We start from the raw sequence: 18,572 nt of genomic DNA on the forward strand, positions 1-18,572 counted from the left end.
CCGAATTTTATATACCTTTAATCTTAAAAAACAAATCATAAAGCATATTACACGCTGCGTTCACATGCTCATCCTCAATGATAAGTGGTGGGGTTACCCTTACTACTTTGTTGTTTAAAACCCTAGTTATTATTAAACCTTTATCAAGAGATCGACTAATAATTTTATCAGCTACAAGAGTTGCTAGTTCTATTCCCATTAGTAACCCTTCTCCACGAACTTCTAAAATCATCTCAGGAAATTCTTTAGCTAAAAGCAACAGCTTTTCTTTTAAATATTTACTAATTCTTTTAACATGATCAAAAAAGTCTTCTTTTAGCATTATATCGAGCACTGCATTACCAACAGTCATGGCAAGTGGATTGCCACCATAGGTTGATCCATGAGTTCCTGGAGTAATTGCTTCTGCTATATAATCTTTCACTAAACATGCAGCTACAGGAAAACCGTTACCCATAGCCTTCGCACAGGTTAGCATATCAGGTTCAATGCCGACATTTTGATAATGAAATAAAGAACCGATGCGTCCATATCCGCACTGCACTTCATCAAAGCACAAAATTATTCCTTGAGCTTTTGTTATTTCCCTTACTTTTTGAAGATATTCTACGTCTAGTGGATATACTCCACCTTCGCTTTGTATGGGCTCTAAAAATACAGCAGCTATTTCATTGTTGATTTTTTCTTCTAATGCTTTAATGTCATTTCTTGGCACTTTATCAAAACCAGAAAGGAGCGGAGCAAAACCTTCGCGTGATTTTTCATTGCCTCCAGCAGAAATTGCAGCAATACTGCGGCCATGAAAGCCTCCTTCAATTGTAATAATACGATTACGTTTTGCTTGCCCTTTTGAATAAAAGTAACGACGAATAAACTTAATTGCAGCTTCTGTTGCTTCAAGCCCACTTGAGCAGAAAAAAACTTTATCTGCAAAAGTCAGGGTTGTTAAACGCTCGGCAAGCCTTTCTTGCTCGGGAATAGTGAAAATGTTAGAGCAGTGCCATAATGAGCTCGATTGCTCTTTCAGCTTATCTGTAATGTATGGATGACAATGCCCTAAAGAAGTTGTAGAAATACCTGCAGCAAAATCTAAATATTTTTTACCATCTTTATCAAAAAGATATGCCCCTTCTCCCCTGACTATAGGAGTGTCAAGTCTATTATACGCATTAACAACATGATCCATTTTATAAGTATTGTGGTATTATCTATACTATACCTGAAATGAATCCATTAACACAAAGCTTTTCCTTTAACCTCTTATGCTACTTCAACTAAAAATTTGGCTAATGCAAACCTTTTTTGTCATTCTATAGCTAAAGTGACTTGGTTTTACCAACACTTATTAGCCATTGTAAAAGTTTTTGTTTCTATTGAATGATAGTTGTAGCCTATGCAAGAAGTTTATTGACTTTGAGCGCACTTTAGCCTATACAATTTTAATATCTTAAACTACTGGACATGCCCGATCTAAAGACAATGATGTTAAATTTTGGACCTCAGCACCCAGCTGCACATGGAGTGTTGCGTCTTGTTTTAGAGATGGATGGTGAAGTGATCGAGAGGGCAGATCCCCATATTGGGCTTTTGCACCGCGGTACTGAAAAATTAATAGAACATAAAACGTATCTTCAAGCTTTGCCTTATTTTGATCGCCTTGATTACGTATCACCAATGTCACAAGAGCATGCATATTCACTTTGTGTGGAGAAATTGTTGCAATGTGAAGTGCCAATTAGGGCAAAGTATTTACGTGTCTTGTTTTGTGAACTGACGAGAATACTAAATCATTTACTGAACGTTTCTTCTCAAGCACTTGATGTTGGAGCAATGACCCCTCTTTTATGGCTCTTTGAAGAAAGAGAAAAAATACTGGAATTTTACGAAAGAGCTTCAGGTGCAAGGTTTCACGCAGCTTACATCAGGCCAGGTGGAATTGCAGCAGATGTTCCAGAAGATTTGATTGAGGATATTGCAAAGTTTATAGAGCAATTTCCAAAATATATAGACGATGTTGATGAACTTTTAACAGAAAATAGGATATGGAAGCAACGCACTGTAGGAATTAGTGAAATATCAATCAAACAGGCACTTGATTGGGGCTTTAGTGGCCCAATGTTGCGCGCTGCTGGGCTTGCTTGGGATTTGCGAAAAAGCCAGCCATATGAGATATATGATCAACTAGATTTTGATATACCGATCGGCCAAAATGGCGACTGTTATGACCGTTATCTAGTTAGAATGGCAGAGATTAGGCAATCTATCAGTTTGGTGAAGCAGTGCATAGAGAAAATGCCTGAAGGGCAAATAAAAACTGAAGATAGAAAAATTTCTCCACCGTCAAGAGTAGAGATGAAAAAATCTATGGAAGCTCTGATTCACCATTTTAAGCTCTATTCAGAAGGATATCACGTACCAGAAGGTGAGGCTTACGCAGTTGTTGAGGCACCAAAAGGTGAGTTTGGAGTGTATATAGTTTCAGATGGTACCAATAGACCTTATAGGTGCCGAATAAGAGCACCTGGCTTTGCGCATTTACAAGCCTTAGACTTTATGGCAAAAGGACACATGCTTGCTGACGTTGCAGCAATTATTGGCTCACTCGATATAGTTTTTGGTGAGATTGATAGGTAATCATTGGTACCCGTTCAGGCAATGGCGTCATGCAAGTAGCTGACACATAACTGTACGAACATTTGTTTGCAAAGGCAGTATGTTAAGTGTTATAGCCGATTTTGCCTCAAACACAAAGGCAGTGCCTTGACTACTTGGATCCAGAAAAATTGATTGTGTACTATATAACATTTTTGATCAAAAGCGTAACCGTTCACTGTTAGACTGCATTCTGTGATTTTTAGCAAAACATGATCTTTCATTTGAGCTTCCTTCAATTTAAAATAAATACAGAAAATTGCTGCCTATAGCTAAACTGACTTAGATTTACCAACAATCGTCATCCCGCTACTTGTTAGCGGCTAAGAGATACCGCGGCGGCATAGCTATCTTCAAAAATATGGTTGAATAATTGTGTGTATAATTATTAATATTTTTAAACACTTTGGCTATGGCTTTATCTAAGTTTCTCGACCCTAAGCTGGATTTAACCTTCAAAAAAATATGTAGGGTCAAGAACTGGTGCGCCTACTTTAGGGTTTGGTGGCTGATCCATTGTTTTCACAATAGGCCTCAATCCAAATTCCCATGTTAACGTTTCCAGCTCCCGCCTCGTCAAACGCAGCATCCGCACTACGCTTTCCTAGCAGATTCTTTACCAAAGTTTATAACATATTGTGCTGGTGATGCTTTCGGTTTGTAATACCTTATTCTGTAGTCTGAATATAGACCCAGCGTTTTGTATATCCATTCGCTACTCCACTTCTTCCAACCAAACCCTCTCTTCACTTTCAGCTAATAAGTGATTTTCTATTTCACCTTCCAAACTTGCCTCCAGCAGCTTTTTTATAAATGGTGTAAATGCTCCATCCCTTCCTGTTAATGGTCTGCCTTCCCTTATTGATGACAGTATATTTGCTTCCAGTTCTTTGTAATCTACCAAACCGGTAGTTCTGTTTACTACTTTCTGACTCATTGTCAAACCTCCATTTTTTTTATATCAATTTATTACTTTTTTTTTGGTTTGACACACTTTTTTGAACCATACGCGTCAAGTTAAGGAAAAGTGTAAGTAAAGTTGATAGAGTGAAGGAAAATAATAAGGTATAAATTCTCTTGGATATATGAATGAGAGAACTTACAATGGACAGAATAGCTTGCTTATCAAAAGACCTCAATGAATTCTTTAATGAAAAAGCAGACGAAATATCAATTGCAGTAGGTTTTATAAAAAGAAAGAGAAAACTTAATGGCTCATCATTCATAAAAGCTATGGTTTTTGGTAACATAGGAGTTGATGATTGCAGCATAGAAACAATGTGCCAATTGCTAAATGAAGACTCGATAGAAATTACAAAACAGGGTTTAGATTTTAGGTTTAGTGAAGAAGCAGTTGAGTTCATGAAAAAAATGTATAACGAAGCTTTGTGTTTATTTAAAAAAAGTCTACAGATTGATTGCAAAATTTTACAGCAATTTGGAAGCGTTAAATTATTGGATAGCAGCTACATTAGCCTGCCCAGTAGCATGGAAGATATGTACAAAGGATATGGCAGTAGCTATAGAGATTGTGAGAATAATACCAAATCAGGAATAAAGCTACAGTTAGTCTTTGATTACCTGAATCAAGCGCTAGATAAGTTAAATTTTATGGAAGGAATAAGGTCGGATCAAGGTTATAGGGATTATCTGAACGGTTTATCAGCCAATGATTTGCTAATATTTGACTTGGGCTACTTTGTGCCTAGTTCTTTTAAACAGATTGATGAAGCAGGTGCATATTTTGTTAGTCGTTATAAGTCTGATACCAATATATATGATATAGAAACAAATCAAAAAATAGAGCTATTGGAGTATTTAGAAGGTCAATTATCTTCAGAAAAAGAAGTATTATTAGGAAAGGAAGTAAAAATTAAGGTAAGAATTATATGTCAAAAGCTAACTGAAGAACAGTCTATGGCTAGAAGAAGAAAGGCTAATAAATTAGCAAAGTCACATGGATATACATCTTCTCAAAAGAATCAAAAGTTATTAGATTGGTCAATATTTATAACTAATGTTCCAGAGAGTAAAATTAATGCTGAACAAATATTGACGGTTTATAGAGTAAGATGGCAAATCGAATTACTATTTAAACTATATAAAAGTCATATCAATCTTGATAAACTAAAAGGAAAGACAAATCCATTTAGAGTATTGTGCGAGCTACACGCAAAATTATGTGCTATTCTCGTATTTCACGAAATGGTTGGCTGTGTAAAACTAAAAAAGAACACGGAGCTCAGTTTAACAAAGGCATTTATTGAATTGAAAAGGCGGGTTAGAGAGCTCTTTTTGATATTAAACAATATTGTCAATAATTTAAAAATTTTTCTAAAAAAGCTTACTATAATCTGGTCAAAGTTTTCTTTGAAAGACAGATATAGGAAGACCAGGGTATCTACTTTAAGCTCTCTACATTCCTTAACTTGACGCGTATGGTTTATTTAACACTCCCCCACTGGACATTAGGTTTGGGACAAAAGGCTGAATAATGGGAGCTGTGTGAGTCGAGAGGGTGCGCCGTGGTACGCATTAAGAAATACTTAGCGGAGCTAAGCGGGGTTCAGAATAAATGGCCTCGAGGTGAACAACTAACTTTAACCCGAAAGGGAAGGAGGACAAGAGCATGTATGTAAAGCGAGAGTTATCTGAAGATGTGTAAGGTAACGGCTTGCAACACCTGATCAATATGGTTAAAGCTAAACTGCTTGAATTCTAATCTTCAGGGGTGGGATTTCACATCCATGGGTATCACATTTAAAACCCCATGTCTACAGTAAGCACAAATTAAACTTTCGTTTGTGTGACATTCTGGCTGTAGAACGATAAGTAGTGAACTTATTTAAGAGAGTTATCTGAAGATGTGTAAGGTAACGGCTTGCAACACCTGATCAATATGGTTAAAGCTAAACTGCTTGAATTCTAATCTTCAGGGGTGGGATTTCACATCCATGGGTATCACATTTAAAACCCCATGTCTACAGTAAGCACAAATTAAACTTTCGTTTGTGTGACATTCTGGCTGTAGAACGATAAGTAGTGAACTTATTTAAGAGCGTCGAACAAGAAAAAAATCTTGTTAAACCGGAAAGAAACTATTTCTTCACTTCCATAGCAATTTTTATATATAATTTATCAAGAAGTACTTCTGCAGTTATAACCGACTGATCAATGGTGCTTAAGTGCCCGTTTAGGAGCGTGGTTTTGGAGGAACGGTTAAACCACTGATGGAGTCTATTATGACTACCTCGATTAGAAGATTGTATAATCTAACCGTCCCAAGCTTAAGTGCTTCTCCATTATAAGTTATAGTAGGATAATTACCATGATAAAGGCAAAAAGTAAACTAGAAATAGTGAATCCTGATACAGCAGGAATTGATATCGGCTCAGCTGTACATTATGTATGTGTACCTGAAGGAAGAGATGAACAACGTGTCAAAAAATTTGGATGCTTTACAGTTGATCTTCATAACTTAGCAGGGTGGTTAAAGAAATGTAAAGTTAGAACAGTAGCTATGGAATCAACAGGAGTATATTGGATTCCTTTGTTTCAAATACTTGAGTCATATGGATTTGAGGTAAAATTGGTAAATGCACGATATATTAAGAACGTGCCTGGTAGAAAATCCGACGTTCAAGACTGTCAATGGTTACAACAATTACACAGCTATGGATTACTCCATGGGTCGTTTAGACCTGATGATCAAATGTGTGTGTTGCGTAATTACGTTAGGCAACGTAGCAACCTGATTGAAAGTGCATCCACACATATTCTACGTATGCAAAAAGCGTTAATTCAAATGAACGTTCAATTACACAAAGTCATAAGTGATATTACTGGAGTGACCGGTATGCAAATTATCAAAGCAATAATTGAAGGTGAAAGGAATCCTGAAAAATTATCAGAATTGAGAGATGTACGGATAAGAAATGATAGATCTACCATGGCAAAAGCGCTAAAAGGCGACTACAGAAAGGAACTCTTATTTGTGTTAAAGCAAGAATTTGAATTGTATAATATTTATCAGGAAAAAATAGCAGAATGCGACAAAAGCATCGAACAATATTACAAAACATTTGAAACAAAATCTGACGAGAATAAGCGATGCAGCAAAATAAAGAATAGGTTTTCAAAAAACAGACCAGACTTTCCTTTACACGAAGAACTGTATAGAGTAACCGGTATTGATTTTACTAAAGTTCCTGGGCTTGATGTGCTAACTATACAAACAATTATCTCAGAAGTTGGTTTGAACCACGATAAATGGCCATCAGAGAAGCACTTTACTTCTTGGTTGGGGCTAAGTCCTGCTAATAAAGTTACAGGGGAAAAAGTATTTGGGACGAGAACTCGCAAAGTTATTGCTCGTGCTGCAAATGCTTTTAGGATGGCTGCCCAGTGTGTGTCAAGAAGCAACAGTGGGATTGGTGCATATTGCAGAAGGTTAAAAAAACGACTAGGAGCACCGAAAGCGATTACCGCTACGGCTAGGAAATTGGCGTGCATTTTTTATAGTATGCTAAAGTATGGACAGGAATATGTAGAGAAGGGCATTGATTACTATGAAAAGTTATATAAGGAAAAAATAGTGAAGACTCTAAGCAAGAAAGCTAGTGAATTTGGTTATGTCTTGATTAAAAAAGAGCTACTAGCAGAAAGAGTTTCTTAGAAGATTAGCCTCTCACACCCAAAATAGGTATTTTTGAAGTTTTTTATAGCTACTAAATTCATGAATTCATTTGCCGGGGTTTTTAGGCGCTTTATGATGGGGATATAAAAAGATGTACAAAAGGACGTCTAAGGTGCGTAGTAGCATTCTAGGATCATCTATGAAGGTAGTTTTTTGCCAACTCTTGAAATTCAGCTAAATTTACCACTTTAATAGACCTCAGCATAAAAGAGTTGAATATTTCTTCAGAATTGTGTATAATTATTAATGCTTTTTAGGTATTCTTGCTATGGCTCTTTCTAAGTTTCTCAATCCAAAATTAGACTTAACCTTCAAAAAGGTCTTTGGTACCGAAAGAAATAAAAACATTCTTATTCACTTCCTCAATGATATCTTAGGATTTACCGGGATAGATACTATACAAGAAGTTGAGTTTCTTAGCACCTATATGGATCCTGAAGTCGCCTCTGATAAACAAAGCATTGTTGACGTCCTTTGCAAGGATTCTAGTGGGTTCAGATACGTGATTGAGATGCAGCTCGCTCGTGATAGAGGCTTTGAGAAACGCGTCAGCTATATGCTGCTAAAGCTTATTCAAGGCAGGTTGGAAAAGGTGGCGAGTACATCGATTTAAAAACAGTATTCTTTATTGCTATTTCCGATAATACGCTATTTCCTGAGGAGGTTGAGTATATTTCCACTCATAATATACGAGATATAAAAACCAACGGACATTACTTAAAAGATTTTCAGTTTGTCTTTATTGAGTTGCCTAAATTCGCAAAAAACAAAGTAGAGCAGCTAGAAAGTACAATAGAGCGCTGGTGCTTTTTTTTCAAGTATGCAGAAGATACTACAGATGAAGACCTAAAAGATATTGCAGAAAAATCGCCAATAATAAAGCTAGCATACGATGAGTTAGACAAGTTTCGCTGGAATGAGAAAGATCTGATAGCGTACGAAGAAAGGATAATGGATCTGCGGAAAGAAGAAGGCATCCTCGCTCAAAAACTTGATGATGCTAGAGAAGAAGGTAGAGAAGAAGGCATCCAAATCGGGCATGAAAAGGGCAGGGAGAAAGGGAAAGAGGAAGGCAGAAAAGAAGAAAAAATTGAAGTCGCAAAAAACCTACTTAAGGCTGGTGTTTCCATTGATATCACCTCCCAAATAACCGGCCTTCCTCAATATGCTCTTTTATGAAAAAATATTTTACTCTTTTTGACTGGCCAGGGCTTTTTTTAAAATGTCTCTTTCTCTTGTTACTTTTGCTAACTCTTTCTGTAAATCAAATCTCTCTTTGTCATAAGGTGCTACATCTGGAAATGCATTTGCCGCTGACTTTTTTTCGTTGTGTTTCTTTATCCATTTTCCTAATAAACCACCCTTTATTCCTAAATCCTTTGCTATTTTTGTAATTGTTTGACCTGCCTTTCTTTGTTCATTTGCCAGCTTAACAGCTTCCAATTTGAATTCTGCCGTATATTCTCTTGCCATTTCTAATCCTCCAAAATTTTATTTTACCCGAAAAAACTCCTTTCTTTCTCTCCACTTTTTCTGGGTAAGGTCAAGAAGCCTATTGTCTAATTATGTACCTAAATTTTATTACGGCACTTTCACTACTATAGCTCTTTTTACAATAATCCGAACAGATCATAATATGCTACTGCTCTACCATAGCCATAAGCACATATCTTATCCTATTCGGACTATTGCGAGAAGTGCTATACTTTAACGAGTGAGCTACCTTTCTATAAAAGACCTATCGACTGTTGCAATTATAGGCGTAAACAAGAATGATAAAAGAGTACGAGATTGAGTAACTATGTACACTTCTGCTGGCATACCAGGGTATAGGTATACGTTTTTAAACTGAGCAAGCTCTGGTTTTGGTATCACTACACGTACTGAATAATAACGCCCTAGCCTTGGATCATCAAGGGCATCGGGAGAAATATTGCTTACTATACCATTAATTAAACTTAAACGACGTGCACTGTAAGCACTTAAACGAACTTTAACCTTTAGCCCTTCTAGCCCATCAATAGAGACTATGTTGCTATCTTTCTTTTGTGCTGACAGTATCTCTTCTATGTTTCTGGTCTGAATTTTAGCATCTATTATTAGGTCATCATCCGATGGCACTACGCTCATGATCGGAACTCCAGATTGTATAACACCACCTTCAGTATGGTATCTTATATCTGTGACTATCCCATCTTGAGGCGATTTAATTATTGTACGTGCTAATGAATCTTCAGCAACCATCAGTCTCTCTTTCAAGTCTGCAATAGACGTACTAACTTCCTTAAGTTCAGCGTTTGCTCTTTCTTGAGAATCATTTCTCACGTTTATAATTTCTAATTCGTTCTCTCCAATTTTTTGCTGCACTTGAGATATTGCAGAACGGTAATGTCCAACTCTGCCTTCAATTTCAGCAAACTGCTTTTCTAAAGCTAAAATGTGTGGTTTGCTTATATGGCCACTATCAAGTAATTGTCTTTTTGTTTCCAACTCCTCAGTTATCAAGTCATATTGCTTATGAGCTGCATTTAGTTGAAAGTTTAGCCCCGCTAATTCATCATTTAACTGCTTTATACGTTGTTGCAGTATGTCTGTTTTTCCCAATATGCTCTTTCTCTGAGAGTTGAACAACTTTACTTGATTCTTTATCGCTTTATTTACAAGTTCATCGTGAGATAATTTTTTAACCTCATCAGGAAACTCGAGCGTGTCCAAATCTACTCTGATTGCAAGAAGCCTTGCTTCTGTTGCTAAAAATGATAAGAGCTTCTCTTTGATGATACTTAAATTCGCCTTCTCGTTAACATCACTCAACAAAACTAGAGGCTCATCTTTTTTAACTGCTTGACCCTCTTTTACTAAAATTTTGCTTATTATTCCTCCGCCCAAGTGTTGAACTATTTTTCTATTTGAAGATACAATAACTTCTCCACTTGCATGCACCGCACCGTCAATTGGAGCTATAGCCGACCAAATACCACCTATCCCAAAAAAGATGAGTATTACTACCAGACCAAAAAATAGTGGTCCCCATGTTACTTTCAGGACTTCATTTACGTTATTACTTTCGCGTTTTAAAATAAAATTTATCACTGCATCAATCAATGCAAACGTCTTATCCAAAAATTTTGGGTACTTCTTCTTTTTATTTTTTGCTCCTTGCATATTTATATTATCACCATGGCCAATCAAGCCTGTCAAAGAAAATCCAGCGCTAAGCTTTTTTAACTTACTTATCATAATACTACTGTGAATTTGTGTTAACTCAAGATAACACACAAAAACAAAGAATCTATAATTTAAGCATTCCATTTAGACTGTAGAGCACCAGAATAAACTATTTAGTAACAATTCCTGCATCAACTATGTTTTTAAAATTTTTTGACGTTTAACTTTATTATAACTTTTTCTTTATTTTGTGAATATCTGAGTTACTTATATTATGTAAGAAATCTATTGCCAACTAGTCAATATTCTGTTAGGAATTAAGATAATATAAAGTTATTATGCTTAAATTGGAAAGCAGAAAGTTCCTGATTACTGGCGCATCAGGCGGAATAGGGCAAGCAATTGTAAAAATTATGCACAAAGCCGGAGCAACTTTATGTATTTCTGGCACAAAAAAAGAAGTGCTCGAAGAAGTTGCTAAACAATATGAAAAAAACATGCATGTACTCCCTTGTGATTTATCAAATGCTGAGGAAGTAAATCAACTAATAAATAGAGCAAGTGAGCTGATGGAAGGCTTTGACGGGCTCGTATGCAATGCGGGTATTACGCGAGACAGTTTATTATTGAGAATGACAGATGAAGCATGGCAAAAAGTAATTGATATTAACTTGAGCTCTACATTTAAGCTGAGTAGAGAAGCATGCAGAAAACTAATTAAGAATAATTGGGGAAGAATTATAAATATTTCCTCAATAATAGGGCTGACAGGAAACGCCGGGCAAGCAAATTATGCGGCGTCTAAAGCTGGAATAATAGCTATGAGCAAATCCATAGCAAAAGAAGTTGCAAGTCGTAATATAACAGTAAATTGTATTGCTCCTGGGTTTATAGATACTAAAATGACTGAAGTTTTAAATGAAGGACAAAAGGGAAAAATATTAGATAATATTCCAATGAAAAGAATGGGAACAGGGGAAGAAATAGCAGCAGGGGTCTTGTTTTTAGCAAGTGATGAAGCAAAATATATAACAGGGCATGTGCTCAATATTAATGGTGGGTTATTTATGTAGCAACACTTATGTATGGACAAATTATAATTTTTACTTTAAAATAAAAAATGTGTAGGTGTAGGTTTAGGTTAATTTATTACTTAGAGGCAAAAAAATGAGCTCTATAATGGAATTTTTTAGTGTTTTTTGCGTAGTATTGCTTTTCTCTTTCTCAGGTTATGCAGCTGACCCTGATATGGATGACACAACTAAAGTAATATGCAATATTATTGGTTATGTTTGGGGGATAGGCGGTCCACTTATGACGGTAGTAATAATTGGTGCAGCTTTGCTTGCAATATTTGGCAGGATGCCGTGGCCAGCCCTCTTTGCTCTTGGCATGTTCTGTGGTGTATTTTTTGGCGCTAAAACTATCATAACGAAAATTATGCCCAACGTAAGCGATGAAGCAAAAACTATGTTGGAAAAGTGTGGACAAAAATAATCCAAAAAGTGCAGAAATGCTTTTTTGTTATCCATTAAACCGCTTCATATCTTCAACTTGCAACAAATAAGGGCTATCTTTTGGTAAAGTTTTAACAGCTAGCTCAGCATATTTTGTAAATTGCTTTAAATCACCTTCAATACAAGCCTTTTTTGTCAAGGCAAAATAATGCATTGCCGTATCAGCTTCACATTTATATGCAATGCTTAAATACTTCCAGACAAAAGCGTTATCTGGTTCTACATTCAAAATCTGCTCCAGGTAAAAAATCGCCTTTTTTGCATCACCGTGTAATAATAAAGTATGAGATAATGCAAGTTTCACTAAATAACTGTTTTTCTCAGATAAATACCTAAGCGATTCCTCATACATTTTTATTGCTTCACTTAAATTTCCGGCCTTGTATAGCATTTCTGCTTTTAATTCATATAGGTATGGGTCATTGCGTGACTCTTGAATCAATGAATTAACTTTAGCAATAGCCTCTTCTATCTTTCCTTGCCTATAGCAAACTATAGCATTTACATACTCAGAATTATTTTCATATTTATTAGATAACACATGAATAGGAGCAAAGAAAGAGTCTAGCTTGGCAACCACACGCTCAAACTTTAGTAACTTATCCGCAAAAATTGGTTTTACGTTGTTTTTAACCTTATAATTTTGTACAGCAAATATACGTTTCTCACTAAGTGGGTGAGTGCGGAAATATTCCTCGGTGTTCTCATGCTCAATACTTTTAAAATAATCAAAAATCTCTTTCATACCTGAATTATCATAGCCAGATTCATCAAGATACCTTAAAGCATAGCTATCTGCTACACTTTCTTGCTCTTGAGAAAAGTTAAAAAATAGCCTTGAACTAAACGCTACACCACTAAGCAAAATTGCACCAGCAACCTGAGGGTTAATGATAATACTAGAAACTAATCCTACCATATAACTAATCATTGCTATCGATTGAAAATAACCCATAGCACTACTCATTTGCAATATATGACCAGCAGATATGTGAGCAATCTCATGTGCTAATATACCAAGCAGGACATAAGGTTTAGCCGAATATTGTAAAAGTCCTAAATGAATGAAAATACTGTTATTGTTAATTACAAAAGCATTAATCGAATTGTCATTAATTATAAAAACTTTTATTTGCTCATGATCAATATCCGCAGCAGAAAATAAAGGTTGCGCTAGCTCTTTCACTATTGCTTCCACTTCACTATCTCTAATAATGTTAATAGAGTAAGCATTATTACAATATGCAAAAAAGAACAATAAGGTCAAAAACTTAGCAACTCTAAACATGAAAATTCTGTGCTTGTATAATTTATAGAAATTCTATATTTTAACACTTAAATTATACAAATTTATAAACGCTAGTTTAAATTTTTAACGTAACTGATAAGTTTGTCGATGGTAGTTAACTTAATTTTATGTTGTTCAGCAAATTTAAGTAACTGAGGTAAGCGCATCATAGAGCCATCATCATTCACTAATTCACAAATAACTGCTGAATGATCAAACCCTACTAACTTCGCCATTTCAACACTCGCTTCAGTATGACCAGCACGTTGTGCCACCCCACCTTTATGTGCAATTACAGGAAAAACATGACCTGGAGTTATGATGTCATCCTGAGTACCATCCTTGTTGATAGCAGCATGTATAGTTTTCGTTCTATCCTCTGCTGAAACACCGGTTGTAATGCCATAACGTGCATCAATTGATGTAGTAAATGCGGTATGATTTTCACCAATATTTTTCTTCTCCATGAAATTAAGGCCCAACCTTTTCATGTGAAATTTAGTCATTGCTAAGCAAACAACCCCTGTACCGTACCTAACCATAAAAGCCATATGTTCCGGCTTTATTTTCTCAGCTAAGACAATCAAATCGCCTTCATTTTCTCTATTTTCATCATCAACTAAAATGAATAATTTACCGGAACGAGCATCCTCTAATACATCTTCCACAGAAGAAATACCTGGTAGACTCATTGAAGCATAAGTGGCCTGTACCATAATAATTTACTTAAATTCAATCTTAACTATTTTATACAATTTCTCTCCATTTGGCACTGTCACTTCCACATATTCACCGACTTTTTTGCCGATTAAGGCACTCCCAAGTGGTGAACTAGTAGATATTAACTGCTTTGAAACATCAGCTTCATATTCGCCTACAACCTTATAAACATATTCCACTTCACCGTTATTATCACTTAACATGCTTAATGTCACAGTTGCACCAAACATTACTGAATCACCAGACAAATTTTTTACTTCTATTACTTCCGCATGTGAGAGCTTACTTTCTATCTCCATTATACGGCCTTCAATAAAACCTAACCTTTCCCGTGCTGCATGATACTCTGCGTTTTCAGACAAATCACCTTGATCACGAGCATCAGAAATAGCCTGTATCACAGAAGGTTTTTCTTCCTTTAATTTTTCAAGTTCGGCTTGCATATTCTCAAAACCTTCCCTCGTCATAGGAAATTTATTAATAATGGATGAAGCCATAATCACCACCTAAACGCAATTAAATTGAGTAACGAAATTACTCACAATGTTAAAAATATCACCTTTTATATCATCACTCATGTCATTTGACAACTTTTTTAAAACCCCAGGGTGTACAGTATGAAAATAATTAATAAGATCATGTTCAAATTTATTAATGTAACTTATTTGTATTTTACTTAACTGATTATATAGGTTAGAAAAAATATACATCAGCACTACTTGCTCTTCTATTGACATAGGTAAATGTTGTTTTTGCTTTAATAACTCGACAAGATATTTACCCTTATTCAAGGATAATTGAACACTAGCATCAAGATCAGAACCAAATTTTGCAAAATCTTCTAATTCTCTATACTGAGCTAAGCTTAGCTTTATAGAACCAGCAACTTTCTTCACAGACTTTAGTTGTGCAGCAGAACCAACCCGTGAAACTGACAAACCTATATTTACTGCAGGTCGAAATCCTTTATAAAATAATTCAGACTCAAGAAAGATCTGCCCATCGGTAATTGAAATAACATTTGTTGGCACATATGCAGATACATCACCAGCTTGAGTTTCGACAATTGGCAAAGCAGTTAAAGAACCCTGCCCTTTTTTATCAGACATTTTAGCAGCTCTTTCAAGCAAGCGAGAATGTACATAGAATATATCTCCAGGGTAAGCTTCACGACCAGGAGGACGTCTGAGCAATAAAGACATCTGCCTATATGCCACAGCATGCTTAGATAAATCATCATATATAATCAAACAATGCATTCCATTGTCACGGAAAAATTCCCCAATAGTGCAACCAGCATAAGGTGCTAAAAATTGCATAGGCGCGCAGTCAGATGCACTAGCCACAACTACAGTTGTATACTCTAATGCTCCGCTTTCTTTCAGCTTATTTACCACTTTTGCTACTGTTGAAATTTTTTGCCCAATAGCAACATAAACACAGTAAACTTTTTGATTTTCGTTTACCTCATCGTTAATCTTCTTCTGATTGATAATAGTATCAAGCGCAATAGTAGTTTTACCAATTTGTCTATCACCAATAATTAATTCACGCTGCCCTCTACCTATTGGAATTAGCAAATCTATAATTTTAATTCCTGTTTGCAGTGGCTCATGCACAGACTTACGATCAATAATGCCTGGCGCTTTAGATTCTATATCCATTCTGTTTTTGGCTCTAATTTCCCCACCGTCGTCCATAGGATGGCCCAACGCATTTACAACTCTCCCTAACAATTCATGCCCTACAGGCACCTGCACAACATCACCACTACATTTTACAACGTCCCCTTCTTTCACATCACGGTCATTACCAAGCACAACTATTCCAGCCGTATCATGATCTAAATCGAGAACTATTCCTTCTACACCACTTGCAAAAAATACCTTTTCACCGAATTTTGCTTTTTCCAGCCCATAAACCAATGCGATACCATCTGTTACTGAAATTACTTCACCTATATTTTCCCGCTTTATAGGATTATCAAACGTCTCAACCTTTTCTCTTATTATACTTGCTATCTCAGAAACATTCATACTGTTCTTCATACAAAATTCCTTACTTTTAATATTTCCATTTTACTTAAGTCAACTAACCTATCCAAGTAACTTTTTAGCGAAGCATCGATCAAATTAAAACCATACCTAACTACGAAGCCACCTAGTATAGAAGGGTCAACCACATTGCTTACTTTTATTATTTTACCAAGAAAGCTCAAAGATTCAGTAATTATTTTTATATCAGATTCCTTTAAAGTTTCTGCTGACTTTATAGTAATTTCGAATTCATTTTCATTTTCTCTTGCAAGACTTAAGAATTTTTCTAATATAAGGATCAATAAACTAGAGCGTTTATTTGCAAATATAACCATAATAAATTTTACTAAATTCTCACTCAAGTGCTCATTTATAGAAAGCATCACTTCTTTTTTGTGTGCAAAAGAAATCATAGGATGAGATAGGTACACAAAAACATCACGTTGATCCTTAAAAAAAGCCAACAAAAATTCTACTTCTTTCCTTATAATACCTAACCTGCTTCCTGAGACATGAAATAGCACTCTAGCGTAAGATGAAACTAAATTATTGTATTGGGTCTTTTTCATATTAAATCCAGTAAATCTAAATTAATTCAGCTACAAATCTTTCATTCTTCAATCCAAGCATTTTTTATATAAACAGGTCTTCTCTTTAAGGAAAGAAAATATAAATCATATCTGACTGAATAATCTAAAAAACTAAGGTTTTTACTTAAGAAATACTTAGAAGAATTTATAATAGACTGACATTGAAGATGAGATATCGGTATTTCTTTTCCAAGTAAACTTGCTTTAACTTCTATAAAAATCAGCTCCTTTTTTTTAGATACAATTAAGTCAATTTCACCGAACTTACAACGATAACGGCGTTTTATAACATTATACCATTTCAGTTTTAAATATACTAAAACTAATAACTCGCCAAAGTAACCTACAAAGTAGCGTAACCTACTTACCACAAGAAGAACAATTATGATAACAATTAACTTTGTGTAACTACTTTGCCTCCTTCTTTATTTTTACTATAAACCTTACCTCTTGCTGCAATATCCCTATCAACCAGTTCTATCACTGCCATTGAAGCGCAATCACCCTTTCGAGTGCTAAATTTTATTATTCTAGAATACCCACCTTTACGATCTTGATAACGGCTGGCTAAGACGTTTAATAACTTATCAACTGCTAACTTACTATTATGAAGGCGTGAAAGCAAAAGTCTTCTACCATGTAAAGTATTCTTATTCTTAGCAATTGTAATAAACTTTTCGACATATGGACGAAGTTCCTTAGCTTTTGGTAAAGTAGTTACAATCTGCTCATGGTTAATTAATGAGATAGATAGATTCTTTAACGTCGATAATCTATGTTCAGTACAACGAGATAGTTTACGTTTTTTTATTCCATGTTTCATATATCACCTAATCTTCATCAGTATGTTGTTTAGCCAACTCATCTATATCCTTAGGTGGCCATTTTAGCACATTCATACCCAAAGACAAGCCAAAATTAGTCAAAACTGCCTTAATCTCATTCAAAGACTTCCTGCCAAAATTAGCAGTTCTTAACATTTCACCTTCTGTCTTTTGCACAAGATCACCTATATAAGTGATGTTTTCGTTTTTCAGACAGTTATGAGACCTGACAGATAATTCCATTTCATCTACCTTACGCAATAAGACAGGGTCATAACCCAAATCTTTAGCACCACTAGACGAAGAAACCTGCGATTTTTTATAACTTACATCAGAACTAATAAAGGGCTGAAGTTGCTCCTGTAATATTCTTGCAGCAGAGTCAACAGCTTGACTCGGAGAAATTGTACCATCAGTTTCAATTGACAATATCAGCTTATCCTTATCAGTCACTTGGCCAACACGACTGTTCTCTACCCTGTACGAAACCCTGTTGACAGGGCTATACAAAGCATTAACTGGAATAAAACCAATTAAATCCTGTTCACTCATAAGCTTCAAAAGTTCGTTTTCTTTATACTTAATTACAGGAAGATAACCTTTTCCGCTAGCCACATATATGGTCATGTTAAGCTCTACATTTTGCCCCAGCGTACATATTAATAAATCCTTATTAACAATAGAGCATTGATCATCAGTTTCTATCATCCCAGCTAATACCTGGCAAGGCCCTTTAGCGTTTAAATTTAAGCATTTATTAGAAGCACCATTTAATTTACACCTCAACATGCCCATATTTAACACTATATCAGTTACATCTTCTCTCACCCCTTGAATTGAAGTAAACTCATGAGTTACACCTTCAATTTTTATTCCATAAACAGCACTACCTTTAAGAGAAGATAACATTACACGTCTTAATGCATTACCTAATGTTAAAGCAAAACCACTTTCCAACGGTTCTAGCACTATATCACTTTTTTCACTTGAATCATCTGATATTACCTTAACTGAACTAGGTTTAATCAATTTATCTAAATTGCTACAGAGAGACACATCATTATTATAATACATAAAACAA

17 protein-coding genes and 2 pseudogenes are annotated in these 18,572 nt (G+C 35.4%); 6 read left to right on the forward strand and 13 right to left on the reverse strand.

Annotation, left to right across the window (positions count from 1 at the left end; genetic code table 11):
- Positions 1-7: 7 nt before the first annotated feature.
- Complete coding sequence (locus AAGD66_RS02535) at positions 8-1,186, reverse strand: aspartate aminotransferase family protein (protein ID WP_155968466.1); 1,179 nt, start codon at positions 1,184-1,186, stop codon at positions 8-10.
- A gap of 275 nt (positions 1,187-1,461) precedes the next feature.
- Between AAGD66_RS02535 and AAGD66_RS02540 the strand changes: the two genes are divergently transcribed.
- Entirely contained in the window at positions 1,462-2,634 is a 1,173-nt protein-coding gene (locus AAGD66_RS02540; RefSeq protein ID WP_264339441.1) for an NADH-quinone oxidoreductase subunit D, read from the forward strand.
- Positions 2,635-2,661: 27 nt separating this feature from the next.
- Here the strand turns inward: AAGD66_RS02540 and AAGD66_RS02545 are convergent, their stop codons facing one another.
- The gene (locus AAGD66_RS02545) at positions 2,662-2,805 is read right to left on the reverse strand and encodes a hypothetical protein (protein WP_153296793.1); all 144 of its coding nucleotides are present in this window, start codon (positions 2,803-2,805) and stop codon (positions 2,662-2,664) included.
- Between the two features lie 589 nt (positions 2,806-3,394).
- Positions 3,395-3,589: pseudogene (locus AAGD66_RS02550) on the reverse strand (IS256 family transposase); the annotation flags it as partial.
- Positions 3,590-3,756: 167 nt separating this feature from the next.
- On the opposite strand from AAGD66_RS02550, the gene AAGD66_RS02555 reads away from it, so the two are divergent.
- The 3 genes and pseudogenes from AAGD66_RS02555 (at position 3,757) to AAGD66_RS02565 (ending at position 8,527) form a co-directional block, all read left to right on the forward strand.
- Positions 3,757-5,085 (forward strand): IS4-like element ISWosp9 family transposase, encoded by a 1,329-nt coding sequence (locus AAGD66_RS02555; protein WP_341814420.1) that lies wholly within the window; start codon positions 3,757-3,759, stop codon positions 5,083-5,085.
- Between the two features lie 895 nt (positions 5,086-5,980).
- A complete protein-coding gene (locus tag AAGD66_RS02560) occupies positions 5,981-7,327 on the forward strand; it encodes an IS110 family transposase (RefSeq protein WP_174515809.1) in 1,347 nt (448 codons plus the stop codon).
- Between the two features lie 289 nt (positions 7,328-7,616).
- Positions 7,617-8,527: pseudogene (locus AAGD66_RS02565) on the forward strand (Rpn family recombination-promoting nuclease/putative transposase).
- 9 nt (positions 8,528-8,536) lie between these two features.
- On the opposite strand, the gene AAGD66_RS02570 reads toward AAGD66_RS02565, so the two are convergent.
- Together AAGD66_RS02570 and AAGD66_RS02575 are read right to left on the reverse strand one after the other, a co-directional pair.
- Positions 8,537-8,821, reverse strand: a complete 285-nt coding sequence (locus tag AAGD66_RS02570; protein WP_264724049.1) for a transposase — start codon at positions 8,819-8,821, stop codon at positions 8,537-8,539.
- Positions 8,822-9,067: 246 nt separating this feature from the next.
- Positions 9,068-10,588 (reverse strand): HlyD family type I secretion periplasmic adaptor subunit, encoded by a 1,521-nt coding sequence (locus tag AAGD66_RS02575; RefSeq protein ID WP_174516815.1) that lies wholly within the window; start codon positions 10,586-10,588, stop codon positions 9,068-9,070.
- Positions 10,589-10,854: 266 nt separating this feature from the next.
- On the opposite strand from AAGD66_RS02575, the gene fabG reads away from it, so the two are divergent.
- Positions 10,855-11,589, forward strand: a complete 735-nt coding sequence (fabG, locus tag AAGD66_RS02580; protein WP_015589136.1) for a 3-oxoacyl-[acyl-carrier-protein] reductase — start codon at positions 10,855-10,857, stop codon at positions 11,587-11,589.
- A gap of 94 nt (positions 11,590-11,683) precedes the next feature.
- Positions 11,684-12,013 (forward strand): TrbC/VirB2 family protein, encoded by a 330-nt coding sequence (locus tag AAGD66_RS02585; protein ID WP_155968336.1) that lies wholly within the window; start codon positions 11,684-11,686, stop codon positions 12,011-12,013.
- 27 nt (positions 12,014-12,040) lie between these two features.
- Here AAGD66_RS02585 and AAGD66_RS02590 read toward each other — a convergent pair whose 3' ends face one another.
- From AAGD66_RS02590 to AAGD66_RS02625, 8 genes are all read right to left on the reverse strand, one after another.
- A complete protein-coding gene (locus AAGD66_RS02590; protein ID WP_265024428.1) occupies positions 12,041-13,321 on the reverse strand; it encodes a M48 family metalloprotease in 1,281 nt (426 codons plus the stop codon).
- A gap of 71 nt (positions 13,322-13,392) precedes the next feature.
- A complete protein-coding gene (gene ribB / locus AAGD66_RS02595) occupies positions 13,393-14,037 on the reverse strand; it encodes a 3,4-dihydroxy-2-butanone-4-phosphate synthase (RefSeq protein WP_007549343.1) in 645 nt (214 codons plus the stop codon).
- A gap of 6 nt (positions 14,038-14,043) precedes the next feature.
- Positions 14,044-14,538 carry a transcription elongation factor GreA gene (gene greA, locus AAGD66_RS02600; protein ID WP_007549342.1) on the reverse strand — a complete coding sequence of 165 codons (495 nt, stop codon included), beginning with the start codon at positions 14,536-14,538 and terminating at the stop codon, positions 14,044-14,046.
- A 9-nt stretch (positions 14,539-14,547) separates the two neighbouring features.
- The gene (gene atpA / locus AAGD66_RS02605) at positions 14,548-16,089 is read right to left on the reverse strand and encodes a F0F1 ATP synthase subunit alpha (protein WP_012673176.1); all 1,542 of its coding nucleotides are present in this window, start codon (positions 16,087-16,089) and stop codon (positions 14,548-14,550) included.
- Complete coding sequence (atpH, locus tag AAGD66_RS02610) at positions 16,086-16,646, reverse strand: ATP synthase F1 subunit delta (RefSeq protein WP_010962742.1); 561 nt, start codon at positions 16,644-16,646, stop codon at positions 16,086-16,088. The genes atpA and atpH overlap by 4 nt, the downstream gene beginning before the upstream one ends.
- Positions 16,647-16,687: 41 nt before the next feature.
- Positions 16,688-17,038 carry a YraN family protein gene (locus AAGD66_RS02615; RefSeq protein ID WP_264724047.1) on the reverse strand — a complete coding sequence of 117 codons (351 nt, stop codon included), beginning with the start codon at positions 17,036-17,038 and terminating at the stop codon, positions 16,688-16,690.
- Between the two features lie 23 nt (positions 17,039-17,061).
- Complete coding sequence (gene rplQ, locus AAGD66_RS02620; RefSeq protein ID WP_007550873.1) at positions 17,062-17,490, reverse strand: 50S ribosomal protein L17; 429 nt, start codon at positions 17,488-17,490, stop codon at positions 17,062-17,064.
- A gap of 7 nt (positions 17,491-17,497) precedes the next feature.
- On the reverse strand, positions 17,498-18,565 hold the full coding sequence (locus tag AAGD66_RS02625) for a DNA-directed RNA polymerase subunit alpha (protein WP_265024429.1): 1,068 nt from the start codon (positions 18,563-18,565) through the stop codon (positions 17,498-17,500).
- Positions 18,566-18,572 lie beyond the last annotated feature (7 nt).

The organism is Wolbachia endosymbiont (group A) of Dendrolimus pini (assembly GCF_964026835.1).
In the GTDB taxonomy this organism is placed as follows: domain Bacteria; phylum Pseudomonadota; class Alphaproteobacteria; order Rickettsiales; family Anaplasmataceae; genus Wolbachia; species Wolbachia pipientis.

Coding starts and splice junctions, on each gene's coding strand:
- AAGD66_RS02535 (WP_155968466.1), bottom strand. CDS start 1,186: ATGGATCATGTTGTTAATGCGTATAATAGACTTGACACTCCTATAGTC.
- AAGD66_RS02540 (WP_264339441.1), top strand. CDS start 1,462: ATGCCCGATCTAAAGACAATGATGTTAAATTTTGGACCTCAGCACCCA.
- AAGD66_RS02545 (WP_153296793.1), bottom strand. CDS start 2,805: ATGTTATATAGTACACAATCAATTTTTCTGGATCCAAGTAGTCAAGGC.
- AAGD66_RS02555 (WP_341814420.1), top strand. CDS start 3,757: ATGGACAGAATAGCTTGCTTATCAAAAGACCTCAATGAATTCTTTAAT.
- AAGD66_RS02560 (WP_174515809.1), top strand. CDS start 5,981: ATGATAAAGGCAAAAAGTAAACTAGAAATAGTGAATCCTGATACAGCA.
- AAGD66_RS02570 (WP_264724049.1), bottom strand. CDS start 8,821: ATGGCAAGAGAATATACGGCAGAATTCAAATTGGAAGCTGTTAAGCTG.
- AAGD66_RS02575 (WP_174516815.1), bottom strand. CDS start 10,588: ATGATAAGTAAGTTAAAAAAGCTTAGCGCTGGATTTTCTTTGACAGGC.
- fabG (WP_015589136.1), top strand. CDS start 10,855: ATGCTTAAATTGGAAAGCAGAAAGTTCCTGATTACTGGCGCATCAGGC.
- AAGD66_RS02585 (WP_155968336.1), top strand. CDS start 11,684: ATGAGCTCTATAATGGAATTTTTTAGTGTTTTTTGCGTAGTATTGCTT.
- AAGD66_RS02590 (WP_265024428.1), bottom strand. CDS start 13,321: ATGTTTAGAGTTGCTAAGTTTTTGACCTTATTGTTCTTTTTTGCATAT.
- ribB (WP_007549343.1), bottom strand. CDS start 14,037: ATGGTACAGGCCACTTATGCTTCAATGAGTCTACCAGGTATTTCTTCT.
- greA (WP_007549342.1), bottom strand. CDS start 14,538: ATGGCTTCATCCATTATTAATAAATTTCCTATGACGAGGGAAGGTTTT.
- atpA (WP_012673176.1), bottom strand. CDS start 16,089: ATGAAGAACAGTATGAATGTTTCTGAGATAGCAAGTATAATAAGAGAA.
- atpH (WP_010962742.1), bottom strand. CDS start 16,646: ATGAAAAAGACCCAATACAATAATTTAGTTTCATCTTACGCTAGAGTG.
- rplQ (WP_007550873.1), bottom strand. CDS start 17,490: ATGAAACATGGAATAAAAAAACGTAAACTATCTCGTTGTACTGAACAT.
- AAGD66_RS02625 (WP_265024429.1), bottom strand. CDS start 18,565: ATGTATTATAATAATGATGTGTCTCTCTGTAGCAATTTAGATAAATTG.